Raw genomic sequence first — 20,533 nt, forward strand, 5'->3', positions numbered from 1 at the left:
TGTTGCGTGAGCAGATCGAACGCGAGAACGCCGAGATCAATGCGGCGCGGCGGGGCTGACGATGCCGATCGCGCTTTTCCTTCAACAGCAATTCGGCAGGTTGGCCGGTACCGCCGCGCCGCTCGACCGCTGGCGCGAGGTGCTCGCGATCGAGGCGCTGGTGATCGATCGTGCGCGCGGCGCGTTCCTGTCGACCTGGTTCGGCACGCGACTGCCACGCGCCGGCGACCAGCTGCTCGTTGGGATCGTCAACCTGGACGCGCTGGCGGCGCAGTATCGCCATGCCCGCGCACCCTTGGTCGCCGGAGCGACGGGACCCAATCTTGTCGAGCCGCTGGCCGGACTAGCCGGCATGGCGCTCGGTCTATTGCTGTCGCCGTCGGGAATCGTGCTCGCGCTGTTCGGCCTGTTGAGCACCGCGACCGGTGCGCTGCCGCGTATCCTGTTTCATATTCTGTTCGACACCTCGTTCTTCGGTCGCACGATCGCGTTCGGCGTCGGCGGCGCGGTGGCCGGCGTTGGGCTCGGCGCGGCGGCGGTGCTGTTGCCGATCGGCGTCCTCGCCGCGATCGTCTACGTCGCGGTGACCGCGGGCACGCCGAACGCGGCCCAACTGGCGATCGAGGCGCTCGGCGCGCTGGCGCGGTTCTTCGTCGCGCTGCCCAGGCTAGTGTCAGTGCTCCTCGGCCCGCGCTCGGGCGTCGGCAACCCGCTGATCGCCTCGCTGCTCGGGCTGGTCGATCGGATGGCGGCGCTGTTCGCACAAGGAATCGGCGCAATCGGGCTGATCGTTACGCGCATCGGCCCACTGATCCTGCCCTGGACCCGCGAGTTCCTGGCGATCCGCGCGCTTGCCGAGGCCAGCATCGTGCTGGTCAAGACGATGGTGAACGACGCGCGCGCGCAGCTGGAATGGTTGTGGAGCGACGCGGCGGGTGCGTTGCCCGACCTGCTGGCGGGTCTGTTCCAGGGCGTGATGGCGGGGGTCGACCGGATGATCGCGCTGGTGACCGACGCGCTCCTGAACCTTGCGGTCGCATTCATCGTCGGCGCCTTCATCGCCGATGTCGAGGCGCGCAACGGTCTGGACGAGACGATCGACGCGGCACGCCGAATCCTCATGAGAATCCCGCTGATCGCGACGTTCCGCGCGCTCGGCCGTGTCGCGACGGTCGTCAGGACGATCATCCCGCCCTCACCGGCGCCCGCCCCGTCACCGTCCGGCGGCTCGATCCTACCGGCCGGGGCGCCGCACTGGCCGGGTCTGCCCGATGCGGATTTGCTCGAAGGCATGATCGGGCCGCGTCCGCCGATGCCGACGATCGAGAACGCGGAGGCGCTGCTCGATCCACAATCGCAGCTCGGATCGGCCGCACGTTTCACGATCGGCGCGCTGCCGGCCGACACGATGGCGCCGTTCGGGCTGACCGCCGAGACGCAGGCGATGATCGCACGATTGACCCGCGCGCCCGCCAGCATCGTCGCGGATCAGCTCGCCGCAACCGCAGCCGAGGCGGCGGCCGCGCCATCGCCGGTCATTGGTCTGGACCGTGCCCGCGAACTCATGCCGCTGCTGATGGGCATAGTGCCGGCCGAGATGGTCGAGCAGGGGCGCGCCGCGCTGGAGGACCGCCGGGTGCAGGTCCAGGCGATGATCGCCAAGAGCCTGATGCCGCTGGTTCGCGCGCGGCTGCCGGCGCTGCGACCGATGCTCGCCGCGATCGACGCGGTGGTCACCGCGCAGGCGGCCACGCTCGCGGACCGGCATCCGGTGCGGGTGCCCGACAACGGCCGGCTGCGCCCGATCATCGGCCGGCTGACCGTGGTGCTCCCCGACGGCGATGCTGCGACCGCGCGCAATTTCGCGAACGACCTGACCGGGCTGCTGCGCGCGCAACCCTATCTGGCGGCGGCATGATGCCGATCGATCTTGCCGCGATCGCCCGCGCACAGGCGCCGTTCCGCGGCGCGGTCGATCGGCTGCTCGGCAGCTTCACCCCGCTGGGCCCGTGGCTGTCGCAACGGCTCGACCAGCTTCGGATCCTCGAGCCTCGCACGCGCGGCTTCCCGGTCTATGCGTTCGAGGGCACCGCGCTGGTCGGGCGGATCACCGCGACGCAGAGCGGTGCTCTGACGGCGCATCGTCCGGATGGTTCCATCGGGGGTGCGATCGCCGCGCCGTTCGTTGCATTCGGGCGCGGGGTGGGTCGCGTCGCCCAGGCGGCGCGTGACGAGATGATCCTGCCGACCCTGCTCGGCGCGATCCGCGAGATCATCGCCGCGATCGACGCGCAGATCGCCGCCTTCGCCACGCCGACCGCGACCATGTTCGATCCGCGCAACGCGCACGCGGGGCAGCTGTTCGGGCTCGCGGCGATGGCGTACCGCGCGGTCGTGTCGAGCACCGGCCAGCTCCGCGCGCTGGCGGGCGATGTCGCCGTCGTCCGCGGCTTGGTCGGTATCCCGCCGCAGGCCTCGCCGCGTGTGGCAACCGCAACCCGCGCCGCCGATCCCGCCGCGACGATCCCCAGCTATCTGAACGCACAGCCGATCGAGATCTTTACGCGCTATGTCGTCGCCGCGTTGATCGTCGTACCGACGATACCGGACCTGCTCGAAACGATCGTGCGGGGGGTCTGGACCGGGTTGCGGATGGTCGTGCTGACCGCAATCCAGTCGGTAGAGGGCCAGCTCGCGGCGCTGCGCCGCCGGGTCTATGCGATCTTCTTCGTCACGCTACCGCACAAATTGCGTCGACTTCCCGCGCTCGTCACCGTGATGGGGATGCTGCTGGCCGACAATGTCCGCCACTATGGCGATTTCGCGCAACGCCATTTCGCGCTGCTGACCGAAGTCCTCCACGATTTCCTCGAGGCGATCCGCGACTATATCAACCACTATATCGCGATCGTCGACACCGTGCTGAGCGCGATCGACCATGTCCTCGACTTCGACCTGCTCGCCCTCATCAAACCGTTCCTCGGGCCGAGCGCGTTCATCCTCGATCATTTCGGGATCCGCGTGACGCCCAACGACCTGATCGATGCGGCCGGCAGCGCGGTCAATTTCGTCCTGTATCACGCGTTGCAGGGCATGATCCTGGCGGCGCGCGCTGCGGTGTTCCCGATGCCCGGCGCGACAGGACGCGACGCGAGCCGTGCCCTGCGTCTGGTCGGCGAGATCATCGACGCGCTGTTTGCCAGCACCGGCAGCTACCCCGCCGAGACGATCGCGCCGCGGATGCCGCTGATGCCCAATCTCTACGACCGTGCGATCGGCAGGCGGGGCGCGACCGTCGGCCGCTCCGTCGCCAATTGGGGGACGGCGATCGCGAACGATATCGCCGGTATCGTCGGCGGCGGCGCGCGCGCGCTGACCGATCTCGCCGCGACGTTCGAGGCCAGCGCGGACGATGCAGCGCGGACCGGCCCGTCGCTCACCCGGTTCGCCGCAACCACCGCGACCGCCGCCAACGATTTGTTTGCCAACCAGGTCAAGACGCTCGGCACCGAGCAACAGTCCGCACCCGGCGCGATCGAGCGCTGGCTGACCACGGGCGGGTTCGCCGCGATCGGCAGCGTGATCCCGATCTATGTCGGGGCGATGCGCGCCTTCTGGCACGACGAGATGATCGCCGGGCGAGGCGATACCGTCGTCGTCACCGCCACGTCCCCGCATATCCTCGCCCGCCACGCGGTGCTCGCGCGGGTCGACATGCACCGGCTCGAAATCCGCGGTGGTGGCCAAAGCATCGACGCGGCACTGGTCCGCGAGACCGCCAGCCGCTTCCAGCGCGCGGTGCAGGACGCTTACGGCGAGGGCGAGCGCGTTCTCGCGCAGGCGGCGCGCGGCTGATGGACCCGACCAGCTACCCGCTCGGACTGCTGCTGATGGAGCACGAAGCGCTCGCCCGCCGGGTCGCCGTGCTCGAAACGCATAGCCTGGTCGCGCAACTCGGCCAGGCGATCGCCCAGCTCGCGGCGATGCGTCTGTCGGTCGACCAGATCGCGACCGCGACCGCGCGCTATGCCGGGTTCGCCTTCGCCGAGGCGTTCACGCCGGGCGGCGGCTTCGGCGCGCCACCCATGATCGCCGGCGCGCTTGCGGTCCATATCGTCAACATCCGCGATCTCGTCGCGAGCGGCGGGATCGGCGGGTTCATCGAAGGGTTGCTCGGCGGCATCGGCCGGCTGTTCGGCGGGCTGGTCGGCGGCATCGTCGGCGGCACGATCGCAGGCGTCGCGCTGCCGGTGATGATCGGCATGATGAGCACAATCGTAACGACGATCGAGCGGATCATCCAGCGGCTGGGGATCGGCACGAAGCCTGCGCCAGCGACAGCAGCAACGCCCGAGACGACGCCAACCGGCGCGCTCGGCCAGTCGGCGACCGACCAGCTCGCCGAGTTACGCTCGATCCTCGACCTCGCGACCGGCCTGGTCGAGACCGCGGGCAGCGGCGCACCGCCGCCGGCCGAACGGCTGCAGGCGTCGCTGACCCCCGCCGGCGAACGCTGGCTGACGATGCTCCACGCGGTCCAGGCGACGGTCGCCGGGATCGTCCGGCTGATCGACGGGATGGTCTTGCTGGTGCCGATCCTCGTCGGCAGCCTGGCGCTGTTCGTCGACAAGCTCGACGCGATCAAGCTCGCGATCGTCGACATGCTGGAGTTCCTGGTACGCAACGTCCTGCTGCTGCGCGGCGTCGTGCTCGTCACCGTCTTCGATCTGGTCGCCTCGGCAGCGCGGCTGGCGGCCGGGCTCGCGACGATCCTCGCCGAGACGATCCGCGGTGCGCTGACCGGGATCTTCACGCTGGTCGGCACCGTCCTGACCGGCGCGCTCGCGGTCTTCCAGTTCCTGGCCGGCGCGTTGCAGCGCACCGTCAACGTCATGCTCCGCTGGCTGGTCGATACGCTGTTCGTCGTCCTCGCGCGCTTCGGCGATCTGCGGATTTTCCGGCTCATCACGCACCTCGTCCGCGTCCTCCCCGCCGTGCTGCCGCCGCTCCTCGCGCTGATCCGGCCAGACGCGCCGCCGCTCGCTCGCGCGCAGATAAGGGCATTGAACAGGGCCGCACGCATCGACATCCCCGGCCCGCAGGCGGCTGGCGCGCTGCCGTCGTCGCTGTTGCCGGCGATGCCCAACGTCGCCGACGCGATCGCACCTGCGGGCGCCGCCGCGTCGCTGCAGGCCGCGCTCGACGGCACGCGGCAGGAACTGCTGCGCGGTATGGACGAGATGATCGGCGCGCTACGCACCGGATTGACCGCCGTCGCGACCAGGATGGAAACGTTGGTCGCGGCCGAGCTCGAGCGCAATTCGACACGGTTCGCCACCCAGCTCGGTATCGTCCACCAACGTTCGATCGATGTCGGGCGCAGTTTCACCGAAGCTCATGACGCAGCCAGCACGCGGCCCGCGACGGGGCTCGAGGCGATCGCGGCAGCATACGAGGCCTGGCTGACCGGCACCGGCTTCACGACGATGCTCGACCAGTTGACCGAAAGCTTTCGCCGGACGCCGGCCAGCGATACGCAGTCGATCCCAGGCGCGGTCGTCGCGGACACGGTCGACCGGGTCCGCGCGACGATCGAGATCGCCGACGTCGTGATCGACCTTACCCCTGTGGCGGCACCCGCCGCACGCAGCGTGCCGCATGCCCGCTTCGATATCGATCGTCTGACCAGCGACGTGCTCGCGCATATCGACGAACTGCGCCGCCGCGGTCTCGATTTCGCACCCGGCGCCCCGCTGGCGGCGGCAGTCTGATGGCGCGCGGATATCTCGCCTCGTGGCTCAGCCTGCCGCCGCTGGTCTTCCGCTTCCAGTTCAATCCGGAATCGATGACCGAGAAGAAGAGCTATAAATACACCGACGCGACCAACTTCGGGAACTGGGCTTTCGACAAGACCAGTGCGGCGATGAACTCGGCGCAGCCCTGGTACACCAAGCTCGCGACCGCACCGGCCGCCGCCTACAAGGATCTCCAGGAGATCGGGCCGCAACTGGTTCGCACCCACCCGGTCCAGGCCGGATGCGGCGATCACCGCATCTTCTCGCTCGATTTCGTCATCGACGGCGGCGTCCCGCTCGACGGCGCGACCGCCGAGGTCGGCAACCGCTATGACGGCAGCATCGAACCCGACCTCGCGATCCTGCGCTCGTTCGTCAATCCGGGCGTCGATGCCGGCGGGCTGATCGAGTGGTTCAGCAGCGGCTTCGAAACCACCTTCCCGCCGCCGCAGTGCACCTTGATCTATGGCGGCATCAACGCCGACTGCGTGATGGAAAGCCTGTCGATCAAGATGACGCGCTTCAATCCCGACACCTCGCCCGCGCGGGCCGAGGTGAGCGTCACGCTGAAGCAGCAGACCAAGGCGATCACGCCGATGATCGAGACGATCGAGCGGACGATCCGAGTCGCGGCCACGCTCGCACGGCCGGGGTATGGCGGGGATTATGCCAACGTCATCCCCGGCGTTTCCGCGATCAAACACATCTTCGATCTTTGAGGGAAAGCATGATGCCCGTCGCCATCCGATCGCGGTACGCCACCATCCCGGTCCGACAGGAGCCGGACCGCGACGGACGCGCGCGCGCGATGCTTCCCGCGCGGCTGTACGGGGCCCCGCCCAGTGCCGCCGCGCGATCGCGCCACGCACTCACCGGTACGGAGACGCTGGAGACGCTCAGCTGGCGGTATGGCGGCAACAGCGACGGCTGGTGGCGGGTAGCCGACGCCAACCGGCTCCTCTTCCCGCTCGATTGGCGGCCCGGCGACGTCGTCGACGTCATCGGCTCGGGCGATACCGGGCGCATCGTGCGCGACCGGCGGTTCTGACGCGTGTCCGATCCTCCGTCCCTCCCCTACCAGCGCGTGCTCCTGCAGGGCATCGACATCTCGGCGAACGTCCGGTTCGTCGAGGTCGAGGATCATGACCGGCTGATCGATCAAGCGGTCGTCGAGGTCGACGATCCTGCCGGGCTGGCGAGCAACGCGCCGCGCGAAGGGAACACGCTGCTGGTCGAACTGGGCTGGTCCGACGCGCATGCCACGGTGTTCGAAGGCGAAGTCACCCGCGTCCAGATCCGCGAGGAGGGCTGCGAACCCGTCCGCGTACGGCTCACCGCGCTTGATTTCGCGTCGCGGATCCAAAAGCGCGCGTTCGACCCGACCGATCATATCGGGACGCTGAGTTCGATCGTCCGGACAATCGTGACGCGCGTTCCCGATGCCGGCGTGACGGTCGCGCAGATCGAACCCGCCGCCGATCCAAGCTATGTCGAGACAGTGCCGCTGCGCCAGACGCAGGACGACTGGGCCTTCATCACGGAGCAGAGCCGCCCCGCGGGCTGTATCGCCTTCGTCGAATATAACGCCCTGCAGTCGCAATTCTACTTCGTTCCACTCGCAGGGCTGATGGCCAGCGAGCCGGTCGGCACCTTGTCGAATATCGGCACTACGGGCCGCATCCTCTCGCTCGATCTCGATCGCCATGCCGCCAGCGCGGATCCCCGGCGCGGCACCGCGACTATCGATGCCGCGACCGGCGAGACGCGCGTCACCGCCCCGCCCGCCGCCGCCGCCGATCCGTCGCAGCACCCGAGCACGCGGGCGATCGACACCGCCGACCGCGCGGGCGCACCGATCGACGACGCGATCGCGGTCGCCGCGCAGGCCACCGAAACACCGGCAACCCAGCGCCCGGCCGGGCTGGCGGCAGGGCTGTCCGGCGACGACGCGGCGCAGGATCCGACCCGCGCCCTCGGCTGGCGTGCGCGCGGCCGCTGTGTCGGTGCGGTGATGTTGCGCGCCAAGACCAGGATCACGCTGACCGGCATCGCCAGCTGGGCGGAGGCCGATTGGTATGTCCGGCGCGCCAAGCACGTCGTCGCCACGCCAGGCGCGGACCAGAACATGCTGGCCAGCTACGTCACCGAATTCGAGCTGACGAAATAGCCATGCACCCCGATCTCGCCCGCCACACCGGCCGCTATTACGGCAAATATCGCGGCACCGTCGTCGACAACGCCGACGACACGATGGTCGGCGCGATCCGGGTGACGGTGCCGGCGATGTTCGGCGCCACGCTCGCGGTATGGGCACAGCCATGCTTTCCCTCGGGGCAGTTCTTCGTGCCGCCGGTCGGCGCGTTCGTCTGGGTCGAGTTCGAAGGCGGCGACCGGCAATCGCCGATCTGGGTCGGCACCTTCCACCCGACCAACGCGGCGCCGCCCGAAACGCAGGTTAAGCCGCCCGACAACCGCGTCGTCCACACGCCGGGCGGCCACACCGTCGAGTTCGACGATACCGACGGCGCCGAGCGTATCGTCATCCGCCACGCATCGAACGCGTTCGTCGCGATCGACCAGGCGGGCAGCGTGACGATCGCCAACAAGAACGGTTCGACCGTTTCGCTGAGTGCGGCGGACGGCGGCAACGCCATGCTGATGTCGGAACACGGCCAGATCGTGACGCTGACCGATGCCGGCATCGTCCTGATGAACAAGGACGGCGCCGCGCTCGACCTGACCGGCAACACCGTGCGGATCACCGCCAAGCAGATCATTCTCGACGGCACGACGGTCGCACTGGGGAACGGCGCTGCCAAAAGCGGGCAGCCGACGCTGATGGGGACCGCGTTCCAGGCGCTGTGGACGCAGTTCCTGTTGCACACGCATCCGACCGCGATGGGGCCGACGCTACCGCCGGTGCCCCCCGCGCCGCTAGTCCCGGCGGTCCATCTCTCGGGCGCGGTGCTGGTCGCGTGACGCGCTGCGCCTTCCCCCCGCTGCCGATGCCGGCCATCGCGATACCGCCGATCCCCGGCGTGCCCGCGATACCGAGCCTGCCCGCGCCCCCGGCGCTGCCGTCGCTACCCACGCTGCCGGGCCTGCCAACGCTGTCGCTCCCCTCGCTGGCGCTACCGATCCCGCCGATCCCGGGTGTACCCGCGATCCCCACCCTGCCCGCCGCGCCGTCTCTGCCCGCACTGCCGCCACTGCCGGGTCTGCCAACGGTGTCGCTTCCCAAATTGGCCGTGCCGATCCCGCCCATTCCCGGCGTGCCAGCGATCCCCGCCCTCCCGCAACTGCCGCAGCTGCCCGCGCTGCCGGCCTGCCCGCTCGATTGAGGATCCCGCCATGCCGCTCAACTCCGCCGCGCTCGCAACCAGCCTCTCCGCCCGGCTGAAGATCAACTTTTCGCGCGGCGCGACCGAAAACTGGCCCGCCGAGCGCGCCGCCGACGAACTCGCCAAGGCGATCGCAGATAGCGTCGACGCCTATGTAACGGCCGGACGCGTCGCGGGCGTCGTCAGCGAAGTGCGCAACCCGGCCAACGTCGTGATCGGTTCCGCGCAGCAGAGCGGCGAGGTCGCTCTGTCATGACCATGACCATGACCATGCCCGTCGCCGGCTTCGGCTTCCCGTTCAGGATCGATCCGCTGACCGGCGGGATCGCGCGCGCCGCCGGCCTCGACAAGATCCGGCAGAACATCCGCGTCATCCTGGCGACCCGGCTCGGCGAGCGACCGATGCTGCGCGATTATGGCACCCGGCTCGCGTCGCTGGTCCACGATCCCAACGACGAGGCGCTGGCGGTGCTGATCCGCCGCGAGGTGCAGCAGGCGCTGCTGGCGTGGGAGCCGCGCATCATGGTCACCGGGCTCAGCATCGAGCGACAGGGCGGCGAAAGCGGCGGGGGCGACGGCGATCCCGACGCGACGCTCGCGCTGCGGCTCGATTACACACTGACCAACGATGCGGCGACCGATCGCCTCATGGTTCCGCTGGGCTGAGGAGCACATCATGTCCACCCGCCCCGCGATCGACTACACCAACAAAGACTATCAGTCCTTGCGGCGCGCGATGCTCGATCTGGCGCGCTATCGGATCCCCGAATGGACCGATCACACGCCGTCGGACGTCGGCATCCTGCTGGTCGACATGTTCGCCTATATGGGCGACATCATCCTTTATTATCAGGACCGCATCGCCAGCGAGATGTTCCCCGGCACCGCGGTCGAACGGCGCAGCCTCGTCCAGCTGCTCCGGCTGATCGGCTACGAGCTCGCCCCGCCTGCACCCGCACGCGCCGACCTGCTGCTCACCTTCGAATTTCCCAGCATCGCGCCGGTGGCGACGACGACGATCGTGTCGGGCACGCTGTTCACCGCCGCGGGCGTCGGCGATACGACGATCGAGTTCAGCTATCTCGGCCCGACGCTGGGGATAGACCTGCGCTCCGACCAGGCCGCGCCGGCACCAGCGGTGCGCCCCAATACCGAGCGGGCGAGCGTGCGGCTGCCCGTCGTCCAGGCCGGCGCCGAAGCGCAGATCGCGATCGGCAGCTCGACCGGCGAACCCAATCAGCTGTTCGCGATCGACCGCGCGCCGCTGCTCGCCGAGACGTTGACCGTCGAGATCGACGAAGGCGGCAACTGGGTCCGCTGGGACCGGCGCGACAGCTTCCTCTATAGCGAGGACGATGCCGGCCGACTGCTGTTGTCGCCAGCCGATGCGCGCGACTACACGCTCACCTTCGACGATGCGGGGTTGGCGCGGATCGGCACCGGCGACGGCCAGTTCGGGCGCATTCCGCCACCGGGCAGCAACAGCGTTCGGGCGACGTTCCGGGTCGGCGGCGGCGCGGCGGGGAACGTCGCGGCGGGCGCGATCGCGCGCGCGAAGTCCGCGATCCCGCTGCTCGTCGTCGTCACCAACCCGATGGCCGCGTCGGGCGGCACCGATGCGGAGGACGCGGCGAGCGGTGCCCGGCTCGGCCCCGCGGTCTATCGGTCGAACCGGCGCGCGGTGACGCTCGACGACTACGAGGCGCAGGCTTTGCGCGCGGGCGGCGTCGCCAAGGTCAAGGCGCGCAGCCGCAGCTGGAACCTGATCGAAGTCATCGTCGCACCCGAAGGCGACACGCTGCAACCGCTGCCCGAGGATCTGCGCGCGCGGCTGCTCGATTTCTTCGAGGACAAGCGGATGGCGGGCACGCTGGTCCGCATTCTCGACGCGGAGCGCGCACCGATCGAGCTCGCGCTTGCGGCCGAGGTGGATCCGCGCTTCCACGCGGACACCGTGCGCCAGCGGGTGATCGACGCGGCCAGCGGCTATTTCGCATTCGCCGCGGTCGATTTCGGCCAGACGCTGTACCAGGGCGATCTCTACGCACTCATCGAGGCGGTACCGGGAGTCGTCGCAGCCAGCATCACCCGCTTCGCCCGGCTGTCGACCTCCGATACCGCCGAGCTTCCCGTCGAGGATGAACTGCGCCGCGCCGGCCTTCCCGCCCTCGACCTGCTGCCGGATTCGATCCGCCGCGCGCTCGTCGGCCGCACCTCGCCCTCCAGCCGTATTGCGCTCGGAGCCTATGAGATTCCGGTGCTCGATCGCCTGACCACCGACGTCCGGGTCGGTGCGCTGTCATGAAGATCGAGCACTTCCGTGTCGTCCCCGATCTCGTCGCTCGTCGGCTGCGGGTCGCGTGGCTGATCACGCCCGAGGCGGGCGAGACGCTTGCCGATGCGCCGCGGCTGGTGTTGCGGCGCAAGACGCGCGACTGGCAGTTCGGCGTCGCGGTCGTGCCCGACCCGTATCTGGTCTACGACACCGCGACCTTCCCGGGCACGCCGGGTCCCGGCATCGCGATCCTCGACCTCCCCGATCGCGAGGAGGTCGACGGGGCCGAGCGGCGACTGATCGAGGCGATCTCGATCGCGCACACCCCGCCCGGCACCGAATGGCAGCGTCGTATCCATACCACGCGGATCGCGGCGGATGGCCGGCCGGTGTCGCGCGAAGTGGCGATCGTCGACGGGGGCGCGGCGCCGTTGTCGCTCGTCCCCGGTACAATCTATTATTACGAACTGACCGGCGTCGATGTGCGGTTGCGCGCAACCGGCACGCCCGCCACGCCGTTCGGGCTGAACCGCACTTTGTACGACATGCTGCCCGCCACGCACCGCCAGCGCGACGTGACGGTGCGCGGGCCGACGATCGAATCCGCCACGATCCCCGAGGCTTCGGTCGGCCAGGCGGGCCGCGCAGCGATGGCGGGACAACTCCGGCGCTTCCTCGATCCGTTCGGTGCCGCGCTCGATGCGATGCGCAGTTCGGCGGAGGGCCTGTGGTCGCTGCGCGATATCGACGCGGTCGATGCACGGCACCTGCCGCTGCTTGCCGAATGGCTGGGCTGGCGACTGGGCGACGCCGACGCGGTGCCGCTCGCGCGCAACGAACTGAAGGCGGCGCCCCGGCTCTATCGCTCGCTCGGCTCGATCACCAGCTACCGCGCGATCGTTCAGCGCTATACCGGCTGGACGACCAGGGTGGCGGAGTTCGCGCAGTTCATCGCGCGCGCCAACGATCCACCGCGCCCGCCGTTGTTCGCCGCGGTCGAGCGCGCCGGCGGCTGGCGGTCGCCGCTCGATATCGCCGACATATTGGGCTTTGCCGCCGGCAACGACGATGCCGCCGGGCTTGGCGCGCTTGCAGCCGAGCTGACCGCAGGGCCGGGTCCTTATTCGCTGTTCGCGGGCGCGCAACTGACGGTGGAGGTCGATCGCGGCGCTGCGCTGGTCGTCCGCTTTGCCGATAGCGGTGCCGGAGGTGGCGGCGACCTGTCCGCGCTGACCGCCGCACAGCTTGCGGCCCGCATCGGCGCCGCCACCACCGAGATCGAGGCGAGCGACGCCGGGGGGCGGCTGCGGCTCCGCACGCGCAGCCGCGGTGCCGATGCGCGGTTGCGCGTGCTGCATCCCGAAGCCGAACTGCTCTCGCTGGTCGGTGCTGCAACGGACCGCGCCGCGGTCGCCACCGACACAGCGGGCCGCGTTCATCTCATTCTGCGCGACGCCGCACCCACCGGCGATCCGATGATGGCCAGCGATCCCGGCCCGGCCGCGGAGCCGGTAGGCGGCATCGTCGCCAAGTCGTTCGCCTATGGCCGCTGGCACGGGGCCGCGCGACTGCCGATCCCTGTCGAGGCAAGCCACCCCGCCGCAGCCCCGTTGCCCAACTGCCGCATTCTCGTCGCGTGGATCGACGCCGCGGGAACGCCCGATGCGCGCATCGACGTCGCGCTCGCCAGCGCCGCCTCGCCGACCCCTGCCAGGCTGGCCGGACGTCTCGGCGCACCGATCGCGCTCGTCGTCGGCGGCCGGCTTCGCCTCGTCACCGCAGGCGGCAGCGAAGATTTCATCGTCAAGGCCGCTGATTTTGTCGACCCGGCCAAGGCAGAAGCGCCCGAACTGGTCGCCGCGCTCAACGCCCAGTTGACGGGCGTGGTCGCATCGAGCGCACCCGACGGCTCGCTGGTCCTTGCCTCCGTCGCGCTCGGCCCACAGGCGCGGCTGTCGATCGACCTTGCGGGCTCGACCAGCGCGCGGCGGCTCGGGCTCGCCGAACTGGCGCCGGCACGCGGTGACTGGAGCCCGCGCCTGACGCTTGCCGCCCCCGATATGCTGGCGCGGGCGAGCATGGCGCGCGACCTCACCGCGGCCACCACCGCCGATGGCACGATCCGCCTCGCCTGGAGCGAATTTACCGACGCATGGCGGATCGCCGGCGCCGCGACGACTCCCGGCACGACGTTGATCGCGACCGATACGGGCCTTGCCCGCCGCCGCGACGACGGCAGCGTCACGCTGTTCGGGCTGGCACAGGGCGTCCCTAGCGCGGCCGTCCGGCATGCGGTGATCGACGCCGCCGGGCAGATCTGGCTCGCGACCGACGCCGGCGTCGCGCGGCAGCGACCCGATGGCAGCTGGGCATCGATCGCCGCCGCCGCCGGGCTGGCCGGCAACGATACGCGGCGGCTGGCGCTGGCACCCGACGGCGCGCTGTGGGTCGCGACCGCAACCGGACTGGCGCGAGTGATGCCGGGCGCGTCACCCGTGACGATCCGGATCGCGGACGGCCTGCCCAGCGACGACGTCCGCGCGGTCGTGGTAGCCCCCGATGCTGCCATCTGGATCGCCACGCCTGCCGGTCTGGCCCGGCGCGCCACCGGCGGCAGCTGGTCGACACTGGGGCTCGCCGCAGGTCTGCCGTCGCTCGACGTGCGCGGACTGGCGTTCGAACGCGACGGCGCGCTGTGGATCGCGACCGCCGCCGGACTGTGCCGCAGTGTCGACGGTACCATTTTCACCGCCGTCGATGCTCCCGCCGCGCTCGCTGCCGACCTGCGGGACGTTGCGATCGGCACCGCGATCTACAGCGCGATCTACAGCGCGACCGGCACCCCGATCGGCCCGCGATCGATCCGTGGCGCGGTGTGGGTGGCAGCGCCGACCGGCGTATGGCGCCTCGACGCCGATGGCTGGCGCAACTGGTCCGCACTCGACGGCGTCGGGCCGGCGACCGCGATTTCGACCGACGGCACTACCGCCTGGGCCGCGACAGCCACAGGCGCGGTGACGATCGACGGCGACGTCGTGCAGCGCGTGACGACTGCGGCCGGCCTGCCGAGCAACGCCGTCGCGCGCGTCGAGCCGGCACGATCGGCGACGGTCATACTGGTCGCCGAACCGGCGGCACGCGAGCCGGTGCTGGCAATCGAGGCGAATGGCGCGCATCTGCTCGCCTGGTCGCAGACCGACATCGCCGACCCGGCCGCCGACCAACGTCGCCTGCGCGTCCGGCGCTTCGATCCGGTCGCGGGACTGTGGGGCGCGGCGCACGACGCGACCACCCCGCCGCCAGGCGCACGCGCGACGGATCGCGAGCCCGCGCTGCTGCCGCTACCGGCCGGCGGCGCGCGGCTGTTCTTCTCGACCGACCGGAGCGGCGGCATCGCGCTGGCCGAGGTCCTGCTCGATGCCGCGCTCACCTCGAGCGCACCGACGATGATCATGCCCGGCGCGATCCATCGCAACGCGCCGGTACCGGTCGTCCTGCCGGCACCGATCGGTCTGACGCTGTTCCACCGCGCCGATGCCGGCTTCACCCCAAGCGAGGTCTCGCCGCTCCTCGCCGGTGCCGCCAGGATCACGGCCGCGCCAGCCGCGATTGCCGCCACGCAGCGACGCACCAGCGGCACGACGACGGTGCGCGCCGGCGATGCGGCGCGCAACGGCCGCCGCCAGCGCTGGGACGACCTGCTGAGCTACACGCCGCATCGTCCGGTGCTCGACGGCGAGCCGCCGCTGGCCGCCAACGACTTCTACACGCGCGGCACGATCGGGCTGTATCTGTCGCGCGGCTCGAATGGACGGGCGATCACCGCCGACGCCGCCTTGCGGCTGCAACAGCTGCTCCACGAATTCCTGCCGATCAATATGCGCGCGGTGCTGATCCTCGATCCCACCGCGCCCGAAGAGTTCGTGTTCGCCGATGGCTTCATCACCGACAGCTTCCTCGACGATCTGGAGTTCGTCGAACGGATCGGCCCGCCCGGCGACACCAGCCGCGCGGTCCTGCCCGACTGGCTGATATTGCGCGCCAATGCCGCCGGCAACGTGTCCGCCGATCCGCTCGACCTGCTGACGCTGCGCCGCCGCAGCTATTTCCCGCCGCCGACCTAGCCGCTCGCACCTGGCCCGCAGCCAGATCACGCCGCCATCAGAACATGAGGGTCTACCCGATGCACGCCATGCCCATCCCGCTCCCGTCCGGCCGTTACCGCGACGTGCTGCGCGCGCCCGACGGCACCGTGACCTGGCAAAGCGAGTGGCGGTCCAACGTCGTCGTCACGGGCACCCGCCTGCTGCTCGCAAGCTATATGCGTGGCAGCCCGGCGGCATTGCCGATCGGCGCACTGGCAATCGGCGGTGGCGTGCCCGGCTGGGACGCGACGCCACCGCCCACGCCGACCGAGATCGAGACTGCGCTCGCCGATCCCGCCCCGTTTCTGGTCACCGGCGCGGCCCTGGCAATGGATTTCCTAGCAGGCGACGTCGTCTCGGCGGCACCGACCAATCGGCTCCAGATCAAGGCGACGATCGGCCCCGCGGTGCCCCCTTGGCCCGACGCGCATCATGTCGCCGCCAATCTGCGCGAGTTCGGCCTGATGGCCACGCTCGGCGGGGCGCGCCTGCTCGTCAATCTCGTCCGTCACCCGGTGATCGCCAAGGATCCGGTCAGCACGCTCGAACGCACCATCTGGCTCCTGTTTTGATCCATACCGGCAAAGGAAACGCGCATGGCCGTCATCTCGCCCAACAGCTTCGATCCGCTCCGCCGCTATGTGTCGGTACGCCTTGCGCAGGGCGTACCGCTGGTCGACGCCGACTGGAACGAGAGCGAGGACATTCGCCGTTTCGAGCTGCGCGCGTTCGTGCGCTGGTTCGTCGGCGACGGCGTTCCGCTCGGCAATGACGGGTTCCGGATCGGCGCGATCGGCGTCGCCGGCAGCACGACCGATTGTCGCATCATGGCGGGTGGCGGCACCGCCCCGCTCGCCGCCGGCCGGATGTTCGTCGATGGGCTCGAGGCGTTCATCGTCGCCGACACGCTGTTCACGGCGCAACCACTCCATGCGGGCCAACCCGGCGCGGCGGCACTGGCGGCGCGCTGGGGCGTCCCGGCGATCGTTGCGATCGTGCCGGGCGCCACGCCGTTGTCGATCTATCTCGACATATGGGAGCGTCTCGTCACCGCCGCGGAGGACGCGACGCTGATTCTCGCCGGGCTCGGCACCGAAAGCTGTTCGCGATTGCGCCGCGAATGGGTGGTGCGGGTACGCCCTGCCGGCGGCGGGTTCGGCGTACCGCAATCGGGCGATGCGGATTTCCGCCCGGGCCACAGCTACGCGATGCTCGCACAGGTCAATCGCACCGCGCAGCAAGAACTGACCACCCAGACGCTCGCCGAAGGCCGCCGCACCGGCCTGCAGGTGTCGTCCCGGCGCGACCTCGAACAATTGACGACCGACGTGTTCGGCGCGGGCTATGCGGTCGACGGCACCGGCACGCCAAAGCTCCCCTTCTCGCTGCGCGACGTGCTCAACGGCGTGCTGCGCGACCGGCCTTCGATCACCGTGCCGGTCACGCGCCTGACCGGAGGACCGTTCAATCTGCCGACCACCGCGTCGGCGCCGGACGGGACCTTGATCTACTGGGTGCGGGTGGCGGGCGCGGATCGCTTTCTGTCGCGCGCGAAGCTGTCCGCCAACGGCACCGTTACGCCGGCCGAGGACGAGTTCCAGTTCACCGGCGTGCTGAACGTGACGAGCATGGCGATCGTCCACGAGGATGCCGGCTTTCGGCGGGTGTTCTACACCGGCCAGGCGGGGACGGCCAAGCTGTTCAGCCGACGCTTCGATCCCGGCGCGCCGCTTGCGACCCGCTGGGGCGCGCCGCTGGAGGTCGGCAGTCCCGATCTCAATGTCGGCGTGGTCGCGATGCGGCTGGCGGACAACAGCACGCAGATCGCCTGGGTCGGGCAAAATCCCGCCGCCCCCGCTACGCCCACGGTGTTCACCGAGAACTTCCTGCCCGGCGCCGGCATCACCACCTTGACGCCGGTCGGCACGAGCAGCGACGCGCAGGCCCGCGTCGCCATCGTGCCGGGTCCGCAGATCCTGCTGTTCGAGCAATCGGGTGCGACGCTGTCGATCCTGTCGAAGACGTTCGCCGGGGGCGCATGGCCGGCCGCGTGGACGACGCTCGCGACGATGCCTAGCAGTGCGGTGCATGATTTCGCCGCCGGCTTCATCGCGCCCGGCCGATTGTGGCTCGCCTATGCGCTGACCGGCCCCGGAGGCGGCAGCCAGCTGATCGGCCGCATTAGCGAGGCGGGCCTGCTCGGCGAAGCGCGGCCGATGGTCAGTGGAGCCAGTGCGCCCCGCTATCCCAACCTCGCGATCGACGGCGGCAACGCCAGCGTCTTCTACCAGGACGGCAATGCCGTGCGCCAAGTCTCGTTCGTCACCCAGATCTGAACTGCCCAATCTGAACTGCCCGATCCGAACCGCCAAGTCTGAACCGCCACGTCTCAACCGCTCGTCGATCCATTCTCCAGGGAGAAATGCCGTGATCCTGACTCGCACCTCGCTACTGGCCCTGCTCGCCAGCGTATCCGCCCCCGCCCTCGCCCAGAACGTGACGCCCAGTATTGCCGACGGCAGCAACTCGGCGCCCCAACTCAACATGGCCGGCACCGGGTACAAGGAGCTGGATGTACGCCAGGCGGTCCCATCGGGGGGCAAAGGCGGAATTAAGGTCCAGTATTTTGCAGACGATCAGGCCGCATTTCCACTCAAGCCGGCCGCTGCTCTGGTAAAGCTGCGGCCCAACAAGCTTCAACCCAGCGAAGTCACCTGCACGTACAGCAGCGTTACGCAGGAGCTGTCCGCCGCCAATGTCGGCAAATGCTTTTTCCATGAAATAGGCGGCACCGCCGATACCATCCAGATCCACTATTTCGGCTTGCTGACGCGCAACGATGAGATCCGATACACCATCAGCGGCGTACTGGCTCAACCGGGGTTCAACGTTCTCCCGTTCGACAGCAACACCGCCTTCGCCGGGGCAAAGCCGATAGCGAACGTCGGCCGCAACCCGGCGCGCCTCGTGCTGGTCTTCGACAAATCGGGCAGCATGGACTGGTCCGCCCAGCCAGCAGGTTCCCCGGGCTGCGGCAGCTTCTCCTCCCCGCTGCCAGCCTGCCGCCGCTGGAACATTCTCAACGACGCGGCCACGCAGATGGCCAATGTCGCCAAGGCCTATGCGACGCCCGGCGACGAACTCGGCGTCGTCTTCTTCGACTCGACCGCCAGCAATACCGGCGGTCTCGGTGCCTTGAACGGGACCACGCTGAACGCCGCGCTCGGCGCGCTTGCCGCGCATGCTCCAGGCGGGAGCACGTCGATTGGCGCTGGGGTCGAGAACCTCAAGGCATCGTTGCTAAGCGACGCCGGGACGCATCAAAATACGATGCTGCTGTTCACCGACGGTGAGCAGAACACCGCGCCGTTCCTGACGTCCGACGGTACGAAGTTGCAGATCAATCTCGCCCAGAACCTGCCGTTCGGCCCGTCGTGGGTCGGGGGCGAACCGGTGTCGCTGTGCCCCTTCCGACTGCGCACCGACGATCCCGCGGGTGCCGACGGTACGGTGACGTTGCAGAAGGTCGCAGATCTCGGTTGCGACGGCCATATGGGCTCCCCGCTCAAACTCCTCACGCCCGTCGACCTGACCCCCTTCTTCCTCGAGGTACTCAACAAGACGCTGATTGGCGACAAGCTGGAACTCATCTCGGTCACAAACGGCGCGCTGTGGACACCCGCTCGCGTCATCACCCCCACCGTGATACGCCGACTGGGCAACGGCGTGGTGCGTCGACTGGGCAACGGCGTGTCGATCCCGTTCCGCACCAGCACACAGGACGGCGCGGTAACGCTGCTGCTCAACTGGTCGTCGCCCAACGGGGAGGGCATGCCGACCGACCTGAAGATCGCCAAGGACGGCATCGACTTCGAGCCGTTGCGCGACAGCAACGTCATACTCTCGCGCGGCAAGGGTCATCTCGTGATGACGTTGCGCGCGCCGTTCTGCAACGATCGCCGCCAATGCGTGAAGCCCGGCGGAGACTGGACGCTCGGCTTTGCCGCCAGCGGGGTGCAGGGAGCATCGTTGAATCACAGCCTGATCGTGCTCGGCGACAATGCGACGCTCGCCTCGGCGTTCAGGGTCGACCAGCCGGTGCCCGGAATCGGCCAGCCGCTGCGCCTGACCGCGCGGTTGGCGGACGCCGGCGCACCGATCCGCAAACTCCCTGCAGGCGCCGTCTACGCGCTGATCAGCGGCCCCACCGCGAGCCTCGGCAACGTCCTGTCGCAATCGCGGACCCAGCCGGGACGCGGCAACGAGCGCGACGCGGTCAGCCTGGCGGGCGCGAAGGCGGCGGCGATGTTCGCAGCGGGCGGCAAGGACATCTTCGCCGCCACCGCGTTCAACGGTCAGTTGAAGGTGCCGCTCAAGGAAACCGCCCGCGGCGTCTACACCGCGCTGACGCCAGCGCCGTTCGAGGGGGTCTACCGCGTCACCTTCATGGTCGACGCCAAGACGCCGCTCAACGGCCCGTTCCAGCGGACCTACATGGTCGATCGCTATGTCGGCGTCGCGATCGATGCCGCCGCGACGCTCGCGACCGCGACGATCGGCGCAGGTTCGCCCGACCTTTGCCGGCGTGGCCGCTGTATCGCGGTACGGTTGCGGCCGGTCGATCAGCGCGGCAACCTGACCGGGCCGGGCAAGGGCGCGCTGTTCAGCGTGGATCCCAAGCGTGCGACGATCGCCGACGTGACCGACCAGCTCGACGGCAGCTACGCCTTGACGATCGCCCTGACCGACACGAGAGACCTGACCGACACGAGAGACCTGCCCGACCTCGTCATCGGCGGCCCCGTCCGGGTCGTGCTGCCGCTGTCATCGGTGGGGAAGCGCTCGAGCGGAAAATCGGTCCGCTGGTCCGCCAGCCCCCGGTAGCCGCGGACGCGCCGCCTGTGCTGCGATTCGCGCAGGCATGGGCGACACGCGCGCCCGGTCGCCCGCCACGATTGGCGACCGCCCCGTCTCCGC

The 20,533-nt window shown here is 69.6% G+C and carries 15 protein-coding genes; all 15 read left to right on the top strand.

Going from position 1 to position 20,533, the window contains the following annotated elements:
• Nucleotides 1-61 precede the first annotated feature (61 nt).
• Entirely contained in the window at nt 62-1,918 is a 1,857-nt protein-coding gene (locus tag O6Y00_RS12085) for a hypothetical protein (RefSeq protein WP_353442864.1), read from the top strand.
• Nucleotides 1,915-3,855, top strand: coding sequence for a hypothetical protein (locus tag O6Y00_RS12090; RefSeq protein WP_353442865.1), 1,941 nt, complete (start codon nt 1,915-1,917; stop codon nt 3,853-3,855). Before O6Y00_RS12085 ends, O6Y00_RS12090 begins: the two co-directional genes overlap by 4 nt.
• Nucleotides 3,855-5,771 (top strand): hypothetical protein, encoded by a 1,917-nt coding sequence (locus tag O6Y00_RS12095; protein ID WP_353442866.1) that lies wholly within the window; start codon nt 3,855-3,857, stop codon nt 5,769-5,771. Before O6Y00_RS12090 ends, O6Y00_RS12095 begins: the two co-directional genes overlap by 1 nt.
• Entirely contained in the window at nt 5,771-6,514 is a 744-nt protein-coding gene (locus O6Y00_RS12100; protein WP_353442867.1) for a hypothetical protein, read from the top strand. The genes O6Y00_RS12095 and O6Y00_RS12100 overlap by 1 nt, the downstream gene beginning before the upstream one ends.
• A gap of 11 nt (nt 6,515-6,525) precedes the next feature.
• Nucleotides 6,526-6,843: a hypothetical protein gene (locus tag O6Y00_RS12105; RefSeq protein WP_353442868.1), complete on the top strand. Its 318-nt coding sequence runs from the start codon at nt 6,526-6,528 to the stop codon at nt 6,841-6,843.
• A 3-nt stretch (nt 6,844-6,846) separates the two neighbouring features.
• Nucleotides 6,847-7,962, top strand: a complete 1,116-nt coding sequence (locus O6Y00_RS12110; protein ID WP_353442869.1) for a hypothetical protein — start codon at nt 6,847-6,849, stop codon at nt 7,960-7,962.
• Between the two features lie 2 nt (nt 7,963-7,964).
• Nucleotides 7,965-8,774 carry a phage baseplate assembly protein V gene (locus O6Y00_RS12115; protein ID WP_353442870.1) on the top strand — a complete coding sequence of 270 codons (810 nt, stop codon included), beginning with the start codon at nt 7,965-7,967 and terminating at the stop codon, nt 8,772-8,774.
• 26 nt (nt 8,775-8,800) lie between these two features.
• On the top strand, nt 8,801-9,136 hold the full coding sequence (locus O6Y00_RS12120; protein WP_353442871.1) for a hypothetical protein: 336 nt from the start codon (nt 8,801-8,803) through the stop codon (nt 9,134-9,136).
• Nucleotides 9,137-9,146: 10 nt separating this feature from the next.
• The gene (locus O6Y00_RS12125) at nt 9,147-9,392 is read left to right on the top strand and encodes a hypothetical protein (protein ID WP_353442872.1); all 246 of its coding nucleotides are present in this window, start codon (nt 9,147-9,149) and stop codon (nt 9,390-9,392) included.
• Nucleotides 9,389-9,802 carry a GPW/gp25 family protein gene (locus O6Y00_RS12130; protein ID WP_353442873.1) on the top strand — a complete coding sequence of 138 codons (414 nt, stop codon included), beginning with the start codon at nt 9,389-9,391 and terminating at the stop codon, nt 9,800-9,802. Before O6Y00_RS12125 ends, O6Y00_RS12130 begins: the two co-directional genes overlap by 4 nt.
• A 10-nt stretch (nt 9,803-9,812) precedes the next feature.
• Nucleotides 9,813-11,441: a baseplate J/gp47 family protein gene (locus O6Y00_RS12135; RefSeq protein ID WP_353442874.1), complete on the top strand. Its 1,629-nt coding sequence runs from the start codon at nt 9,813-9,815 to the stop codon at nt 11,439-11,441.
• Complete coding sequence (locus O6Y00_RS12140; RefSeq protein ID WP_353442875.1) at nt 11,438-15,535, top strand: phage tail protein; 4,098 nt, start codon at nt 11,438-11,440, stop codon at nt 15,533-15,535. The genes O6Y00_RS12135 and O6Y00_RS12140 overlap by 4 nt, the downstream gene beginning before the upstream one ends.
• A 59-nt stretch (nt 15,536-15,594) precedes the next feature.
• On the top strand, nt 15,595-16,128 hold the full coding sequence (locus O6Y00_RS12145) for a hypothetical protein (RefSeq protein ID WP_353442876.1): 534 nt from the start codon (nt 15,595-15,597) through the stop codon (nt 16,126-16,128).
• 24 nt (nt 16,129-16,152) lie between these two features.
• Entirely contained in the window at nt 16,153-17,892 is a 1,740-nt protein-coding gene (locus O6Y00_RS12150) for a DUF6519 domain-containing protein (protein WP_353442877.1), read from the top strand.
• 91 nt (nt 17,893-17,983) lie between these two features.
• Complete coding sequence (locus O6Y00_RS12155; RefSeq protein WP_353442878.1) at nt 17,984-20,440, top strand: vWA domain-containing protein; 2,457 nt, start codon at nt 17,984-17,986, stop codon at nt 20,438-20,440.
• Nucleotides 20,441-20,533 lie beyond the last annotated feature (93 nt).

The sequence above is a fragment of the Sphingomonas faeni genome (assembly GCF_040407565.1).
GTDB classification, from domain to species: Bacteria; Pseudomonadota; Alphaproteobacteria; order Sphingomonadales; family Sphingomonadaceae; genus Sphingomonas; species Sphingomonas faeni_F.

Excerpts from the sequence above, each read along its gene's own strand:
- O6Y00_RS12085 (WP_353442864.1), top strand. The coding sequence starts at position 62 with ATGCCGATCGCGCTTTTCCTTCAACAGCAATTCGGCAGGTTGGCCGGT.
- O6Y00_RS12090 (WP_353442865.1), top strand. The coding sequence starts at position 1,915 with ATGATGCCGATCGATCTTGCCGCGATCGCCCGCGCACAGGCGCCGTTC.
- O6Y00_RS12095 (WP_353442866.1), top strand. The coding sequence starts at position 3,855 with ATGGACCCGACCAGCTACCCGCTCGGACTGCTGCTGATGGAGCACGAA.
- O6Y00_RS12100 (WP_353442867.1), top strand. The coding sequence starts at position 5,771 with ATGGCGCGCGGATATCTCGCCTCGTGGCTCAGCCTGCCGCCGCTGGTC.
- O6Y00_RS12105 (WP_353442868.1), top strand. The coding sequence starts at position 6,526 with ATGCCCGTCGCCATCCGATCGCGGTACGCCACCATCCCGGTCCGACAG.
- O6Y00_RS12115 (WP_353442870.1), top strand. The coding sequence starts at position 7,965 with ATGCACCCCGATCTCGCCCGCCACACCGGCCGCTATTACGGCAAATAT.
- O6Y00_RS12120 (WP_353442871.1), top strand. The coding sequence starts at position 8,801 with ATGCCGGCCATCGCGATACCGCCGATCCCCGGCGTGCCCGCGATACCG.
- O6Y00_RS12125 (WP_353442872.1), top strand. The coding sequence starts at position 9,147 with ATGCCGCTCAACTCCGCCGCGCTCGCAACCAGCCTCTCCGCCCGGCTG.
- O6Y00_RS12130 (WP_353442873.1), top strand. The coding sequence starts at position 9,389 with ATGACCATGACCATGACCATGCCCGTCGCCGGCTTCGGCTTCCCGTTC.
- O6Y00_RS12135 (WP_353442874.1), top strand. The coding sequence starts at position 9,813 with ATGTCCACCCGCCCCGCGATCGACTACACCAACAAAGACTATCAGTCC.
- O6Y00_RS12140 (WP_353442875.1), top strand. The coding sequence starts at position 11,438 with ATGAAGATCGAGCACTTCCGTGTCGTCCCCGATCTCGTCGCTCGTCGG.
- O6Y00_RS12145 (WP_353442876.1), top strand. The coding sequence starts at position 15,595 with ATGCACGCCATGCCCATCCCGCTCCCGTCCGGCCGTTACCGCGACGTG.
- O6Y00_RS12150 (WP_353442877.1), top strand. The coding sequence starts at position 16,153 with ATGGCCGTCATCTCGCCCAACAGCTTCGATCCGCTCCGCCGCTATGTG.